This window comes from Citrobacter sp. RHBSTW-00986 (assembly GCF_013783065.1).
GTDB lineage: Bacteria > Pseudomonadota > Gammaproteobacteria > Enterobacterales > Enterobacteriaceae > Citrobacter > Citrobacter braakii.
Window position 1 is genome coordinate 1,334,603 of record NZ_CP056200.1, and the last position, 14,745, is coordinate 1,349,347.

Here is a 14,745-nt window from a genome sequence, read left to right on the forward strand (position 1 = left end):
GATGGGCGTGGACTGGGATTTACATCTCTTAAGCCCGTTACATGGCATTTTCGGCGATGAGCATGAGTACCGTCCTAAAGACGGTACCTCTTTTCTGATTAACGGTATTTTCGATCGCGGCTATTCCGTCGTGACTGAAAATCTTGACGGTGATTCAGCCATAAATACAACGAGCCCGGTTCTAGGTGTGCGCGATGCTGAGTTCACTAACTTAGGCAGAGCGCTCCCTGCTGTATCCGACCGTGTGTTTATTAAAAACGTTGGCGGAAAGCCTGTGAATCAGTTGTTCGTCGTGATGAACGTTGAACCAGATAGCCATGGCGGTTCAAAACTTGTACTTAACGTAGCGAAACAACGATGAATGCTTCAGACATTCGAAAGATGGTGGTGCTGGCGCTGACAAATACCACTGACGCGGCTGCTCGTGTCTTTTCTCCGCGTGACTGGCCTACATCTCCGGTGGAATATCCCGCCTTACTCATCCAGACCCCTTTCGACCATAAAAAGGCGATGGGGCGAAATACGCCGTCCTTCACTACCGTGACAACTGTCCGTATCACTGGTCGGGTGCAGGAGTATGACGGTGAAACGGATGATGATGGGGCGATGCGCGCAGAAGTGGCGCTGGAAGACTTGCGTGAGCAGGTAGAGCGAGCAGTCATCAACAGTTATGAACTGACCCGGAAAATACAAAAGTACGCCGAAGTTCGCTCAACGATCAATGTTGATGCAGACGGCGAGGCTCATATGGGCCAGCTGCTGTATGAAATTGATATCGAACATTACCAGGGGCCGGAAGATTTCTACCCGGTTGAAACGGTTCCCCTGGAGGGTATGGATATCATGATCGTAATGCCAGATGGCACCCCGCAACCTGGGATTAGTATCAACCTTCAGGAGTAAATCATGTTTGTAAAACCGAATAATGGGCTCAGCGTTCGCTGCCCCGTTAAGGGCACCTCTTTGCCGAAAGAGGGCGCAGAAGTCCCGGATAATACCTTCTGGCGTCGCCGCCTGAGTGATGGTGATGTGGTTGTGGCGAAGCCGAAAGCCGCTGCAAAAGGCGATTCACAAAAAAATGAGGGAGATACTGAATGACTGTTCCATTCGCTCGTGTTCCCGATAATCTGCGGGTCGGGCTATTTTTCGTTGAGTTTGATAACTCAATGGCGAATAACGCCACAGCAACGCAGCGTACCCTACTTATCGGTGGGATGCTGGCTTCAGGCTCAGCAACAGCTGGTATTCCTGAACGCGTTTCCTCTCCTGATACAGTCGGTGAGCTTGCCGGGAAAGGCAGTATCCTTCACGCCATGATGACGGCGTATCAGAAAAACGATACAGCAGCGGAAGTCTGGATTTTGCCACTGGAAGAAGACCCTGACTCGATGACTGTTGCAACGGGTTCGATTAAGGTCACCAGCGCACCAACGGCAACCGGTGTTATTTCACTGTACATCGCTGGTGAGCGGATTCAGCTTACCGTTGTGGCAACGGACACTGTTGCTTCAATTGCTACGGCTCTGGCCGCTGCAATTAATACTAAAAATATCCTCCCGGTGACAGCCAGCGCGGCAACTGACACCATCACACTGACGGCTAAAAACCACGGTCTGGTTGGCAATGGTATTGATATTCGCCTGAATTATCTCGGTCTTCCCGGTGATGAACGCACACCAGCAGGTCTGGAACTGACCATTACTGCTATGCACGACGGCGCAGGAGCCCCCGATCTTACCGGGGCGCTGGCAAACCTTCAGGACCGTACTTTTGACTTCATCGTGAACCCATATGATGACACCAGTTCTCTGGATGCGATGAAAGCCTTCTTATCCGATATCAGTGGTCGCTGGGCATGGGATAAACAACTCTATGGGCATTCTTTCGGTACTACCGCCGGGACCTATGCTCAATTAGGCACAAAAGGAGAGGTGCGTAACAACCAGCACGAAACCCTGATGGGCGTGAACAAATCACCATCACCAACCTGGTTATGGTCTTCCGGATATACAGGCGCTGCGGCTGTCAGCTTGCGTAATGATCCGGGGCGTCCTGTTCAATCCCTGGCTATTTTGGGTGTGCTGGCTCCAGCACTTCAGGACCGTTTTGAACTGACAGAGCGTAACAATCTGCTGTACAGCGGCATTTCTACTTTCACGGTTGATGATGACGGTATGGTTCGTATTGAAAACCTGATCACCACTTATCAAAAAAATGCATACGGCGATGCGGATGATAGTTATCTGGAAGTTGAAACACTTTTCAGCCTGATGTTTGTCACTCGTTACCTTCGAACAGCAGTAACCAGCAAGTTTGGGCGGATGAAGCTGGCTGCTGATGGTACTCGCTTTGCTCCTGGTGCTGCGATTGTTACCCCGAACATTATCAAAGCTGATCAGATCGCCGAATACGGAAAGCTGGTGTGGAACGGGTATGCACAAGACAAAGAGGCATTTGCTAAAAACATTATTGTTGAGCAGAACGCCAAAAACCCTAACCGCGTTGATGTGTTGTGGCCGGGAACTCTCATTAACCAGCTACGTGTTTTCGCGTTACTCAACCAGTTCCGCACTCGTGCTGAATCAACAGGAGCTTAAACGATGGCAGGTGATACTTCTAACCGCCTGGCGGGGACCGCGTACGTCACCGTTAACGGTGTGACGGTGATGGTGGAAGGCTCCTTTAAATATCAGGTGTCTAAGGTAAACCGCACTACCTTATCTGGGATGGATGGCGTTCATGGGTACAAAGAAAAGCCTGTAGCACCTTACATTTCAGCCCGCTTACGTGATAGCGGCGGGACTAACGTCCAGGGTTTTGGCGAGCAAACCAATGTCAACATCGTTGCCGAACTGGCAAATGGTAAAACGATTATTGGTGAAGGGCTCTGGACGGTAAACGTTCAGGAAGTGGAAAGCGAAGATGCAGTTTTTGGTGTTCGCTGGGAAGGCCGGGAAGTAACGGAGAACTGATATGGCTGAATTAGAACGTGTAAAAATTATCCCTCTCATTAAACCTCTTGAGGATACGACGAAAAAAATTACCTATCCGGAGCTTGAACTTAAAGCTCCGACTCTCAGCCAGGCCGAACAGTTTTATGAAAAGCAGGCGTCGACCTCATCACTCGCGGCAATGCGTTTGTTAATTTCCCTTGTCACCGATACGCGTGAAAGCGTACTGGCACCAATGGACTTCATTGATTTTCGCAAGTGCGAGGATTATTTACTCAGTTTTTTGACCTGGAAGCCCTAACAGCCTGGCAAGAAGCAGCCGCTGACGTCACGTTTTACTTTCGATGGACAGAAGATAGGGCGTGGGGAATGACCCGCGCCCGATTGAAATGGTGGATAGCCCAGGCATCCCGGATCAACAAACTCAGGAAACCTGAAGACGATGAGTAATGTCTTTGATTTTGAGCTGGTGGCTAATGATCAGGTCAGTGATGTTATTGACCGTATCAATGAAGCTATCCGTGGGCTTGAACCTAAACTCGATAGAACGAAAGAAGGGCTTCAGTTAGGTGGGCAGGAAACAGTTGATGGGCTGAATGGCTTCATTTCACGTTTTGAAAATCTGTCTAAAACGGCCAGGGACAACGTGCAGCTTATCGGGGATATGGTTCCTCCCTTGAAAATGGTTGGGGAGCTATCTGGTAAGTTGGGTTCACTCGGTATTGCTGGTGCTGCAGGGTACGGGCTTAAACAGGTCGCCTACGGTTTTCGCGAAGCGTCCAGGGAAGCGTATAACCTGGACGTTTCATCAAAGAATGCTGGTATGCGTGTAGACGATTATTCCCGACTTGCTGGAGCGATGCGCATCCTTGGCGCTGATAGTGAAAGTGCCAATGCTTCTATCGATGGTATGGCGAAAACGCTGAAAGAAGCCGCCAGTGGAGCGAATGGGCAGGTACTTGGTGCGCTCGCACAGATCGGTGTTGAGATACAGAAAAATAATGATGGTTCTGTTGATACGCTAAAAACATTACAGGAGATTGCTCGTGTCTTCCCTTCGTTGCGGCCTGAGCAACAAAAGTCCGTAGCCGATGCTCTTGGGCTGACGCCAGAAATGTTGGCGTTAATGCGTGAAGGTGAGCGCATGAAAACGCTACTGGCTAAATCTGATGAGTTTGGGCTAACAATTGATCCTGAACTTAACAAAGAGCTCGGTGACATTAACGGTACTATGAACGAACTCAGTGCTTCATGGGATGGGTTATGGCAGCGTTCGAAAAATAAATCACTGACAGCCTTACTCTCTGATGGGTCAGTAAAAGACGGTTTGGAGGGGGTAACCGATCTTTTCACCAACGGTGATTTCACTGGCCTGTCGCATGCACTGGGATTTGTCAGTAGCGATAATGCAAAAAAGCTCCGGCGCATTCAGGGGGATAAGGAACTTTACAACAACCTGACACAGCGCGAGCGCGGGGCAGTAGATGCAGGTTTTTATACTGATGCTGTCAGCAAACGTTACGATGCCAATTACGGGGCGACGGATAGTGCTACTCAACTCCAGGCTGACTTGGCGGCAGTAACTAGCCAACGGGCTGCCGGGAGCAAATATGTTCCTTACCGCCAGAATGGTCAGTATGATGACTTACTAAATGAAGCTGGTATGCAGTACGGCGTAGATCCCCGCCTGCTGAAAGCCATCATGACTCAGGAATCTGGTGGACATCCTCAGGCGATCAGTAGTGCGGGTGCGAAAGGATTGATGCAAATTATGCCGTCCAATTTTAGTTCTACTGGGGTTACTGACTGGACTGACCCGCGTCAGAATATTATGGCCGGGGCAAAAATTATGTCCGAGAATCTGAAAAATTCAGGTGGTGATATTCCGCTGGCGCTCCGTTATTACAACGGGGGTTATGATAAAAGACGCTGGGGACCGCAGAACCGAGCTTATCCTGGTGCTGTTCTTGGGCACTACCAACAAATCCTCAATAATGAAACCCAGAGCAATAGCATTTTTCCTACCATCCCCGTTAATGAGCGTCCGGCCGGAACAGGCATTATCCAGCCCGTTCAGCCGAGTGGTGAGCAAAGTCAGGCTCAAACAGATAACCTTGCCCGCTCATTTAAAAGTGCAATGGAAGAGCAAAAAATGAAGCTTGAAATTACTATGGTGGACGGTAAAGGGGGGCGGAAGGAGTTCAGCACCCAGGATGGAGGGCGGATAACGTTACCCATGTCTTATTAAAAGATGATGGTATAAGGTATGATTGTAAGATATTAATTCAACACAGCGCTTGGATATTTCTATGAAAAAAATCACAGTCTACTTGTCTCTATCTCTTTTAATGATCCCTTTTGTTGCTCAATCACAGGGTTTAGCCAAGTGGATGTATCCCAATGGGATACCGACACTGAAGCAGGATAGTAGAGATAGGGGTGATTTAGACTTTGTTCTCGCTGTTACGAACGCGTCAACTGGTCAGGTGTCAATTCTTGATTTTCGACCAAACACCGATGCTGAGTCCTCGTGTTATGCGACACATGAATATAATAATCCTCAAATAAGAGATATTTCCCCTGCGAAAATCGCCGGAAAATATGTAAAAATGATATCCGTTTGTCTTGGGCAGAACAGCGGGATAATCCAGCCAAAAACTCAAGAGGGGAAAAAATATTTGAATGGATTAGTATTTTCTGGTGCACAAGTAGAAATTTATCTTTCCGATACTAAATTTATTTCATTCCCAGCGTCAGACATTGAGTCGATGAAGAAAAAGCTATCGGAGCTAAATTTAGCAATGTGACATAAATAAGTTAAAACATAAACCGCCGATCTGGCGGTTTTTTATTTTGGAGGTCTGATGCCAATTATTCAGAATGCAATTACCTCTTTAATGGGAGGTGGTGCAAGTGATGACTGGCAAAGTCAGTTGCAACCAAGCTCATTTCGCGGGGTTCCATTTGCGGTAGTGAATGAAGAAGGCAGTCATGGCCGCCGACAGGCTGTTCACGAATATCCGTATCGTGACACCGCATGGATTGAAGACCTTGGACGAGGTACACGGCGATTCGTTATCCGTGGTTTTCTGATTCAAAATAGTCTGGTTTATGGCGGTGGTGATGCGATCACTCAGCGGCAATCGCTGATAGCGGCTTGTGAAGAAAAGGGAAGTGGTACCCTGGTTCATCCCATCCATGGTGAATTAACCGTATCTATTCCTGAGAACGGTCTTCGCATTACCGGCTCGATGGAAAGTGGGCGGGTATTTGAATTCACCTTAATGGTAATTGAGTCAGGTGCTAAGGTTTTTGCCATCACTGATGGATCAGTAGCTGGCGACACTGTGAAAACTAATTATCTGAAAATGGTGACTACTGCTGTGGCCAGTACGCTTGCCAGGATAAAAGGTGAAATTCGCGGAGTAACTCAGGCAATCAATACCATTAGGGGGACAGTCACATTTTGGACCTCAATGGTTGACAGTACTGTTAGTGAAGTGACTAACGTCAGTAACGTTCTGAAATCTACTTTTGGCAATACTAAATACGGGCGGTACAGCAAAGGTTCAATAGGTGGGAGTTCTTCCGCTGTCAGTGGATCATCATCAACCGCTGATGTGGATGATGATCAGGTATTAACTGATTTGGTTGCCGCGCAGTCAGTGATGGACCGTAAAAACATTACGGATTCTGTTGATGAACTGAATAACTCGTCTACATCTGATGACTTTGTTCAGGGGATTGCTGATGTGGTTAATTCCATTCTGAACAGTGCCGGTAGTGTGAATGACAGGATTTCAGCACTGGAGAAACTCGCCAATTCCACGAATACTGCATATCAACTATCTGATAGCAGTAAAGCGATTTCAGCGACCATCAATACGTTGATTATTGTGTTGTGTACTGGAGCAATGACCAGCTCAGCCGCTGAAGCAAACCCAACTAGCCGTGATGAGGCGGAACGTTTAGCGCAGCGTGTTTCTCAGCAGTTGGATGAAGCATTGGTAGTCGTTGGTGATCGTGCAGATGATGAATTATATAATGCTCTGCTAAGCATCAGAACCGCTTTTATTTCTACGATGATGGAACGTTCGTCGGGATTAAGTGATCTGATGCTGGTGACAATGACTCAGGCTATACCCGCACTAACCCTTGCAAATCGCTTATATCAGGATGCTTCTCGTGCCGATGAATTAATTCAGGAGGCGCTTGTTCCGCATCCGGCATTTATGCCGCTTACGATGAAGGTGCTTAGACAATGAGTAAAGACAATGATCAGGATGTCGTTTCACTTACGGTTGGCGGCAAAATCATTGAGGGCTGGGATTCTGTTCGTGTAACAAGAGGAATAGAGCGTTTCCCTTCTGATTTCGATCTGGGTCTGATGGATTATTATCCCGGCAGCGACAATAAGCAGTTGGTTGAAGAGGGCATGTCTTGCAGCGTCACTATTGGCGATGATCTGACTGTTACCGGTTATGTTGATGACTGGGAACCAGCGATATCACGCTCTCGGCATGAAGTAAGAGCCACGGGGCGCAGTAAATGTCAGGACCTTGTGGATTGTTCTGCGGAGTGGCCCAATAACGTTATTAATGCCAGTAATGCGCTTGAAATTGCTCAGCGCCTGGCATCGTACTATGACATTCAGGTTTCGACTGATGTCGATGACTTGATTAAGGTACCTCAATTCACAATTAACTGGGGTGAATCACCACAGGAAATTATTGAAAGGGTGGCCCGTTGGTCAGCATTGCTCTATTACGACCAGCCTGATGGAAATTTGCTTCTGACTCGTGTTGGTACACGACGGGCCGCAAGCGGTATTGCAGAAGGCGTAAATGTTGAACAGGCATACTATCGTAGGTCAATGGCGGATCGGTTCTCGGACTATGTTGGCGTGTCTATGGGAATATCACCGATAGCCGGATTTTCACCTGATACAGCATATGACGCGGTAACGCTGGCGACGGCAAGGGACCCTGAAGCTGCCAAAATGCGTTATAGAAAGCATATTTCTATTATCGAAAGTACGTTGATGGCCTCGCATCAGGCACAGCGTGCAATAGATTGGGAAATGAATCGTCGATATGGCCGCTCAAAACAATTATCTGTAACCATCGACTCCTGGCGGGACAAGGATGGGAAACTTTGGGAGCCCAATACTCTGATCCCGGTTGACCTTCCAACACTGCAACTTCCTGATACTGAATTACTCATTGCTGAAGTCACTTATATGCGAGACGACAACGGCACACATGCGCGTCTAACGCTGATGCCGCCGGAAGCTTTCGCCATCCAGCCTTATGCCTTTTATCAGCAGATTCCAGGACTAAATACATGAACCAGAATTTGAAAAAAGCAGCAGTGCGAATTGCTGGGATGCTGGGGATTGGGCGGATCACATCTCAGAAAGACAGTGGGGAAATTCAACAAGCTCAATATCAGACTCCATTGGAGGTTGCCAGTGCGCCTCGGATGGCTGACTTCGGTTTTTCCTCCGGGCTTCCGGTAGGTACTGATGTTGTTATTGCCTTCATCGGCGGTGATCGTTCAAGCCCAGTAATCATTGCATCAAATCATCAGGGGTATAGACGAACTGGGCTGAATGAAGGGGAAACAGCCATCTATAACAAATGGGCGATGGAAGTGTTGCTCACTGAAAAGGGTGTCTTTATTGATGCTAAGGGGAAAGACGTGGAAGTAAATAACGCCACGAAAGTAACTATAAATGCCAGTGAGGGAATACTGGCAAATACTCCGGTTTTAAAGTGTACCGGAGACATTATAGACAACTGTGAGAGCAATACCCGAACGCTCAAAGAGCTCCGTGATGCTCACAATGATCATGACCATGTAGTTAAAAATGTTCAGAAGGGTAACGACGACGCTACCAGTGAGAAAACAGAGGAGCAGGTTAAATGAGTGATTTTTCCTCCTTCTGGAACGTGGACGAAATGATTGCCGACTGGCAGGAAGGCGCAGGGATGCTATCTACCGATAATGACCTTCAAACGGTAATTCTAATCAGTCTTTTTACCGATCGGCTGGCGCGTTCTGATGATAACTATGAAGATAGCGATCGTCGTGGCTGGTGGGGTGATACAGGTGAAGATCAGCAGCTTGGTTCACGGCTTTGGTTGTTACGGAGGGAAAAGCTAACGACTAATGTGGCAATCAAAGCTGAAACCTACGCGCTGGAAGCCCTTAAATGGTTGAAAGACGACGGTGTTGTAAATGACGTTGTCCCTGTTGCTCAAATCGTTATGCCAAATCGCTTGAACCTCACTATCCGGTATTTATCTCCGGGGCAAAACTGGCAGGAAAGCAGATTCTACTGGATATGGGAGAAACTTTAAAATGCCCTTTAAACGAAAGACTCTGACTGAGTTACGAGATGAAAACCGTAATTTTCTTCAGGCCGAACTAAAAAACGTTGGTGCGCTTCTCCGTTTTGCCAACCTAAAGGTTGTTGCCGATATGGATGCGGGGATGGCCCACCTGCATTACGGCTACCTTGATTATATGGCGCTGCAGTCCAACCCGTTCACGGCAACTGGTGAATACCTGGCTGGATGGATGGCCTTAAAACGCGTCTACAGGAAACCTGCCAGTGCCGCTAAATCAAAAGATGTGAAAGCGGTCGGGGCCGGAAACCGCATTATTCCCGCCGGAACGATTTTAAACAGGGGGGATGGCTATCAGTACACTGTAACCTCGGAAATCAAAATTCAAGATACCGGGGAAGGGCATGGAGGAATCACCGCTGTTTTGCCTGATGTCACGGATGATGTTACCGGTGGGGGCGCTAATGGCAATGCAGATGCAGGAACGGTACTCACGCTTGATGTAAACATCGCAGGAGTTGAGGCTCAATTAACGCTGATAGAAGCTGCTACAGGTGGCGCTGATATCGAGAATGAAGAGGCTTTTCGAAGTCGTGGCCTGCTCTCATGGCAAGAACCTCCACAGGGGGGAAGTGATACCGATTATAAAAAATGGGCGCTGGAGGTTTCTGGAGTTACGCGAGCCTGGGTAAAACGCAGGCTTAATGGTGCTGGGACGGTCGGTGTTTACATCATGTGCGATGGAAATCTTAATGACGGTTTCCCTGTCGGAACTGATGGGATATCACAACTTGAGGAGTGGGGGGCAGTGAAGGCATCTGGTGATCAGCTAACTGTAGCCGATCATATCTATCCACTTCAGACAGACACTGCGATTATTTTTGTTTGTTCACCAATCAGGAAAACCATTAATTTTGAAATTGCAGGTATTAAGGATGCAGATAGTACAGTAGTCAGTAATATTAAAGAGGCATTAAAATCTCTGTTTTTTGATGAGTCGAATCCTGATGGTTCAGGGAAAATTGATTTGTCTGATATTAATAAAAGTATCAGTAATGTAGACGGAACTAAGGGGTATATCCTTAACAGCCCATCATCAAACATTACTTTTAAAATTGGTGAGATTCCAGTCCTGGGTGAGGTGAAATTTGTATGAGCCTGTATTCCCAAAATGATTACGCTACTGCGATCGGTGCGTTATTGCCGACGGGTAGAGCATGGCCGAGAACAAGCAAGACTGTACAGGCTGCAGTTTTACGTGCATTGGGTAATTCTTTTCAGCGTTCTGATAATGATGCTGTGAACCTAATCACTGGTGCTTTTCCTGTGACTGCAACTGTCATGCTATCAGAATGGGAAAGTACTCTCGGTTTACCGAATGACTGCTCTATTGGGGAAATTGGTGGCATCAGTGACAGGCAACGCTCAGTTGTCTCTAAATTAATAAGCACTGGCGGCCTAAACCGAGATTATTATATTCATGTCGCCGCTGCATTAGGTTACACCATCACGATTACACAGTTTCGGCCTGCAATGAGTGGGATGTCTGCATGTGGTGATGCGTTGAATGGCGATGAATGGCCCTTTACGTGGAGAATTAATGCTCCGGAAACAACTGTTAAGTATGCGTTATCTGGTGCTTCGTATTGTGGTGACCCATTAGCTTCGTGGGGGAACAAACAGCTTGAATGCGCAATTAATAAGATCGCACCCTCCCATCTGAATCTTATTTTCAGTTATTCATAATCAATTATTTACCTTAATTATTATCACTTACCAGTGAGGATTAATCATGCTCAGAATCGGGCAAGTTGAGCCATCTGCAACAGCAGACGGTAAATATACAGACGGTAGCGTTGCTGGTGGCATTGCAGCAACACGACTCCGAGCCGCTGCTTTCAATGCCATGCAGGAAGAGTTGGCTAACATCGTAGAGTCAGCAGGAATGATCCTTTCTCCTGATGATATGACCCAGGTGCTTACAGCATTAAAGAAACAGCTCCTCAGTCGTGCGAACCCATTTGCAGACATTAAAGCTGATGGACCAGCAGCGGTAGCTGCGGCTCTCTCAAACCTTCAATTGGGAGAAGCGGCAAAACGGGATGTGGGGACCGGGGAAAACCAGATACCTGATATGTCTTCTTTCGTCTTCTCTGTATCCGGTGGGGTCAATATTTACCGATTCCCGAACAGGATGTGTATCCAATGGGGGAACAGCAATACCGATGCAAATGGCGGTGCCATTGTCTCTCTTCCCGTCGCAATGTCAGCGTATGTCCCTGTGGTGATTGAAGGGCTATCGGGAAACTGGGCGGGGAATGGAGGGGTGTATGACTTCTTCACGGTATATGGTGCACAAGTTTCCACAGCGTCTTCATTTCTCGCTAAATCATCTTCATATCGTGGCAGTGACGGTAAATTTGTCGCTCAGTCTACTAACTTTAACTGGGTTGTGGTGGGGACTATCTGATGCACACTTTCGTTTATAGCTCAGAACAGAACGCATTCTGGTTCGCTGATAGCACGTCAGCACCTGCTGATGTGGTTTCTGTTGAGAAATCTGTTTTTGAAGAGTTTTGTGTTACGCCTCTGGATGGAAAGCGTCGGGTTGCCGGTGATGATGGCCTCCCGTCCTGGGAAGAGATTCCACCACCAACGGCAGAAGAAATTAAAGCCTCGGCAATTGCAGCGGCTGAGCAACAAAAATCCCAGCTTCTCGCTGAAGCATCAGAAGTTACCCGGGGATGGCAGACTGACCTGCTGCTTGGCACCATTAGTGATGTAGACAAGGCAAAACTCATTGAGTGGCGAGCTTATGTTAAAAAACTGGAGGCGGTGGATACCTCCAGCGCGCCAGAGATTAACTGGCCTGTTCCCCCGGAGGTGTAGGCCATTCGATACCGGGTGCGGCGCTGGTATCTATTGCTGTCACCGCATCGATATAGTCCATCCAGGCGTTAAGGCTGGCGGATTCATCATCCGTTAGCTTACGCCCCATCAGTAGCTTGGTTTGCCAGACGGTAATCTTCTGCCTGGACTCCTCCAGCAAGAATTGTTTATGCGCCTCAGCCTGAGCAATATATTGTTCTCTCGTCGGTTCTGGCACAGGAATGACAGAAACAATTCCGGAGTCATCGACTGAAAATGTGGAGCCGGGTGCGCGGCCCATTGCTTTTCTGTACTCATCCTCTGATACGTCTATCGCGCCAGTAGGTATTGACTCATAGCTGCCATCTTCAGGATAAAACAGCCCTTCAAAATATTTATATTTCATTTTAGTTCACCTTATTAGCAGCCAATTGCCCACCAAAAACAGTTCTCCGGTACACCACCTGGTGCATAGTTCTGTATTCTTATTTGTTGAGTGCCCTCCGGGCTCACCCCCATTCCGGCATTTGAGCCTGGAGCGCCCCGGCCGCCACTGGCCCACAAAATTTCATTTGGAAACGCTTCATTGACGTTATATGCAGCATTACTGCCCGGAGCAGTAGCAGTTATGCCCCACTGAAATACCAGTTTCTGTTTGCCTCCCCCGACACCGATAACATCTATCTTAAAAACCCCGTTGGGTAGCACAGTAGCCCGAAAGCTGGCCATGTCCGGAATGCCATTAATTAGCCCTGCATCAACATTCCGTTTTGCCGCTGTTCCCAAACCAACCTTTTTTAAAACCCTCAAGCATCTGGCGATCTCTCGCCGTTTCTCCTGTTTTCATAACAGGAGAAATACCCATGATTTACGGCTATGCCCGAGTATCAACAAACCATCAGGACACCGAACTTCAGCGACTTGCTCTCGAAGCGGCTGGGTGTGATCACATCGTCGAAGAGCATGCCAGCGGGAGAAAATCGAACCGCCCTGTACTGAAGCGGTTAATCGCTGCTATGCAGGCAGGGGATGAGTTGGTGGTATGGAAGCTGGACAGGATTGGGCGTAACGTTTTACACGCGCTGCTGATGTTTCAACACCTGCAAGAAAGCGGGGTTAACTTCCGCAGCATCACTGACGGCGTCGATCTTCGCACGGCTAGCGGACGTTACAATTTCAGAAATATTTTATCCGCAGCACAGTATGAATCCGACCTTAATAGTGAACGTACCTTAGCTGGCTTGGCCGTAGCTAGAGCAAAAGGTCGTGTGGGTGGGAGGCGGCCGAAATTTACTAATGAAGAATGGGAAGAAATGGGGAGGCTAATCGCAGCTGGTGCAAGCCGCCAATATATTTCCGGTGTGTACGGAATAGGGATATCAACGCTGTACAAGAAGTTCCCTGTAGCTGAATCTCTTTAAAATTTGTGTTGCTGGGCTTTTGTTGAAAATTTTTTCCTCACAAAACTCAGCAACGCAATCAGTAACACATGATTTTATTTTATTGAAATTATTGATGTTTATGTATGTTGTTCCACATATCGCAATTGATACACTTTTTAGTGATTAACAGGGCCATCAGGAAACTCTCAAAACATCACAAATCGGGCGGGCATTATACGCGCATTCTTTGCTCAGACCAGTTTTTTTACCAGTGCTTCGCTGTGGCGAATGCGTTCCGGAGCATGCTCCAGATCTTGCTGCACCAGCGCCATAAACAGTAAATCAGTGAGCATCATTTGCGCATGGGTAGAGGAAATCGCTGCGCTACGCGTGGCCTGTTCTTCTGCAATCGTGTACAGACAATGAGTTGCGCGCTGTTGCAGGGCGTTAGGGGTAAATCCGGTGATGGCGAGAATTTTGGCTCCGGCGCGCAACGTTTCATCCGCAGCCAGGTTGAGTTCGCGGCGTTCTCCGGTATACGAAATGGCCAGCAGCAGATCGTTAGGTGAAAGCGCCTGCACCGCCGCCAGCAGGGCGTGCATATCGCGTTCAACCACCGCGTTAAACCCAATCTTTAGCAGTTTCCAGGCAAAATTCTGCGCTACCAGACCCGATGCGCCAATCCCGGTCAGGATAATGCGCCGGGCTGAGCGCAGCATCGTGACGCTCTCTATCAGTTTCTCTTCGCTGTTGACGTCCAGCGTCGCATGCATCGCCGCCACGTTCTCTTTAATCAGCTTTTCGCCCACCATACGCATGGGGTCGTCACCGCGAATCTGATTATGCACCGGAATGGAATGAGGGTTGGGATTGCTGGCCAACGCTTCGCTAATCGCCAGTTTCAGCGCCGGAAACCCTTTAAAGCCCATCTTTTGCGCGAACTTCACCACGCTGGACTGGCTGACGCCTGCTTCAAAGGCCAGCTGCTGTGAGCTGAGATGACGCGCGGTATCCGGCTGAGCAAGAAGATAATCCGCAAGTTTTTTATCGCTTTGCGCGAGGTCCGGGTAACGCTGACGAATGCGAATTAAACAGTTCATGCTGTCTCCTGGCGAAAACGTGATGGCGATTGCAAAACAAAATTTCACTCGCCTGGATGAATATAATATTCCATTATGACAGATTATTATGAAT

The 14,745-nt window shown here is 48.1% G+C and carries 19 protein-coding genes; 17 read left to right on the forward strand and 2 right to left on the reverse strand.

What is annotated here, in order from left to right; translation table 11 throughout:
* The first annotated feature begins 1 nt into the window (after position 1).
* The 16 genes from HV345_RS06615 to HV345_RS06690 all read left to right on the forward strand — a co-directional run bounded on the left by HV345_RS06615 (position 2) and on the right by HV345_RS06690 (position 12,190).
* Entirely contained in the window at positions 2–361 is a 360-nt protein-coding gene (locus HV345_RS06615) for a hypothetical protein (RefSeq protein ID WP_096757368.1), read from the forward strand.
* The gene (locus tag HV345_RS06620; protein ID WP_096757367.1) at positions 358–903 is read left to right on the forward strand and encodes an ATP-binding protein; all 546 of its coding nucleotides are present in this window, start codon (positions 358–360) and stop codon (positions 901–903) included. The genes HV345_RS06615 and HV345_RS06620 overlap by 4 nt, the downstream gene beginning before the upstream one ends.
* Before the next feature lie 3 nt (positions 904–906).
* Positions 907–1,098 carry a DUF2635 domain-containing protein gene (locus HV345_RS06625; RefSeq protein ID WP_096756309.1) on the forward strand — a complete coding sequence of 64 codons (192 nt, stop codon included), beginning with the start codon at positions 907–909 and terminating at the stop codon, positions 1,096–1,098.
* Complete coding sequence (locus tag HV345_RS06630; RefSeq protein ID WP_096757365.1) at positions 1,095–2,597, forward strand: phage tail sheath subtilisin-like domain-containing protein; 1,503 nt, start codon at positions 1,095–1,097, stop codon at positions 2,595–2,597. Before HV345_RS06625 ends, HV345_RS06630 begins: the two co-directional genes overlap by 4 nt.
* A gap of 3 nt (positions 2,598–2,600) precedes the next feature.
* A complete protein-coding gene (locus HV345_RS06635; RefSeq protein WP_181636401.1) occupies positions 2,601–2,972 on the forward strand; it encodes a phage tail tube protein in 372 nt (123 codons plus the stop codon).
* Between the two features lies 1 nt (position 2,973).
* Positions 2,974–3,252: a phage tail assembly protein gene (locus HV345_RS06640; RefSeq protein ID WP_096757364.1), complete on the forward strand. Its 279-nt coding sequence runs from the start codon at positions 2,974–2,976 to the stop codon at positions 3,250–3,252.
* 141 nt (positions 3,253–3,393) lie between these two features.
* The gene (locus HV345_RS06645) at positions 3,394–5,199 is read left to right on the forward strand and encodes a lytic transglycosylase domain-containing protein (protein ID WP_181636402.1); all 1,806 of its coding nucleotides are present in this window, start codon (positions 3,394–3,396) and stop codon (positions 5,197–5,199) included.
* 61 nt (positions 5,200–5,260) lie between these two features.
* Positions 5,261–5,758, forward strand: coding sequence for a hypothetical protein (locus tag HV345_RS06650; protein WP_181636403.1), 498 nt, complete (start codon positions 5,261–5,263; stop codon positions 5,756–5,758).
* A gap of 57 nt (positions 5,759–5,815) precedes the next feature.
* Positions 5,816–7,216, forward strand: a complete 1,401-nt coding sequence (locus HV345_RS06655) for a DNA circularization protein (RefSeq protein WP_181636404.1) — start codon at positions 5,816–5,818, stop codon at positions 7,214–7,216.
* Entirely contained in the window at positions 7,213–8,298 is a 1,086-nt protein-coding gene (locus HV345_RS06660) for a phage baseplate assembly protein (protein ID WP_181636405.1), read from the forward strand. The genes HV345_RS06655 and HV345_RS06660 overlap by 4 nt, the downstream gene beginning before the upstream one ends.
* The gene (locus tag HV345_RS06665) at positions 8,295–8,879 is read left to right on the forward strand and encodes a phage baseplate assembly protein (RefSeq protein WP_181636406.1); all 585 of its coding nucleotides are present in this window, start codon (positions 8,295–8,297) and stop codon (positions 8,877–8,879) included. Before HV345_RS06660 ends, HV345_RS06665 begins: the two co-directional genes overlap by 4 nt.
* Complete coding sequence (locus HV345_RS06670; protein ID WP_096757359.1) at positions 8,876–9,313, forward strand: phage GP46 family protein; 438 nt, start codon at positions 8,876–8,878, stop codon at positions 9,311–9,313. The genes HV345_RS06665 and HV345_RS06670 overlap by 4 nt, the downstream gene beginning before the upstream one ends.
* Position 9,314: 1 nt before the next feature.
* Positions 9,315–10,457 carry a baseplate J/gp47 family protein gene (locus HV345_RS06675; protein ID WP_181636407.1) on the forward strand — a complete coding sequence of 381 codons (1,143 nt, stop codon included), beginning with the start codon at positions 9,315–9,317 and terminating at the stop codon, positions 10,455–10,457.
* A complete protein-coding gene (locus tag HV345_RS06680; protein ID WP_181636408.1) occupies positions 10,454–11,047 on the forward strand; it encodes a YmfQ family protein in 594 nt (197 codons plus the stop codon). The genes HV345_RS06675 and HV345_RS06680 overlap by 4 nt, the downstream gene beginning before the upstream one ends.
* Before the next feature lie 46 nt (positions 11,048–11,093).
* Positions 11,094–11,771 (forward strand): hypothetical protein, encoded by a 678-nt coding sequence (locus HV345_RS26375; RefSeq protein ID WP_255467600.1) that lies wholly within the window; start codon positions 11,094–11,096, stop codon positions 11,769–11,771.
* The gene (locus tag HV345_RS06690; protein ID WP_181636255.1) at positions 11,771–12,190 is read left to right on the forward strand and encodes a tail fiber assembly protein; all 420 of its coding nucleotides are present in this window, start codon (positions 11,771–11,773) and stop codon (positions 12,188–12,190) included. The genes HV345_RS26375 and HV345_RS06690 overlap by 1 nt, the downstream gene beginning before the upstream one ends.
* Here HV345_RS06690 and HV345_RS06695 read toward each other — a convergent pair.
* Positions 12,162–12,575: a tail fiber assembly protein gene (locus HV345_RS06695; protein WP_181636254.1), complete on the reverse strand. Its 414-nt coding sequence runs from the start codon at positions 12,573–12,575 to the stop codon at positions 12,162–12,164. The genes HV345_RS06690 and HV345_RS06695 overlap by 29 nt on opposite strands.
* A 457-nt stretch (positions 12,576–13,032) precedes the next feature.
* On the opposite strand from HV345_RS06695, the gene HV345_RS06700 reads away from it, so the two are divergent.
* Positions 13,033–13,590, forward strand: a complete 558-nt coding sequence (locus tag HV345_RS06700; protein ID WP_180208601.1) for a recombinase family protein — start codon at positions 13,033–13,035, stop codon at positions 13,588–13,590.
* Positions 13,591–13,802: 212 nt separating this feature from the next.
* Here the strand turns inward: HV345_RS06700 and HV345_RS06705 are convergent, their stop codons facing one another.
* Positions 13,803–14,651, reverse strand: coding sequence for a MurR/RpiR family transcriptional regulator (locus tag HV345_RS06705; RefSeq protein ID WP_016154045.1), 849 nt, complete (start codon positions 14,649–14,651; stop codon positions 13,803–13,805).
* Positions 14,652–14,745 lie beyond the last annotated feature (94 nt).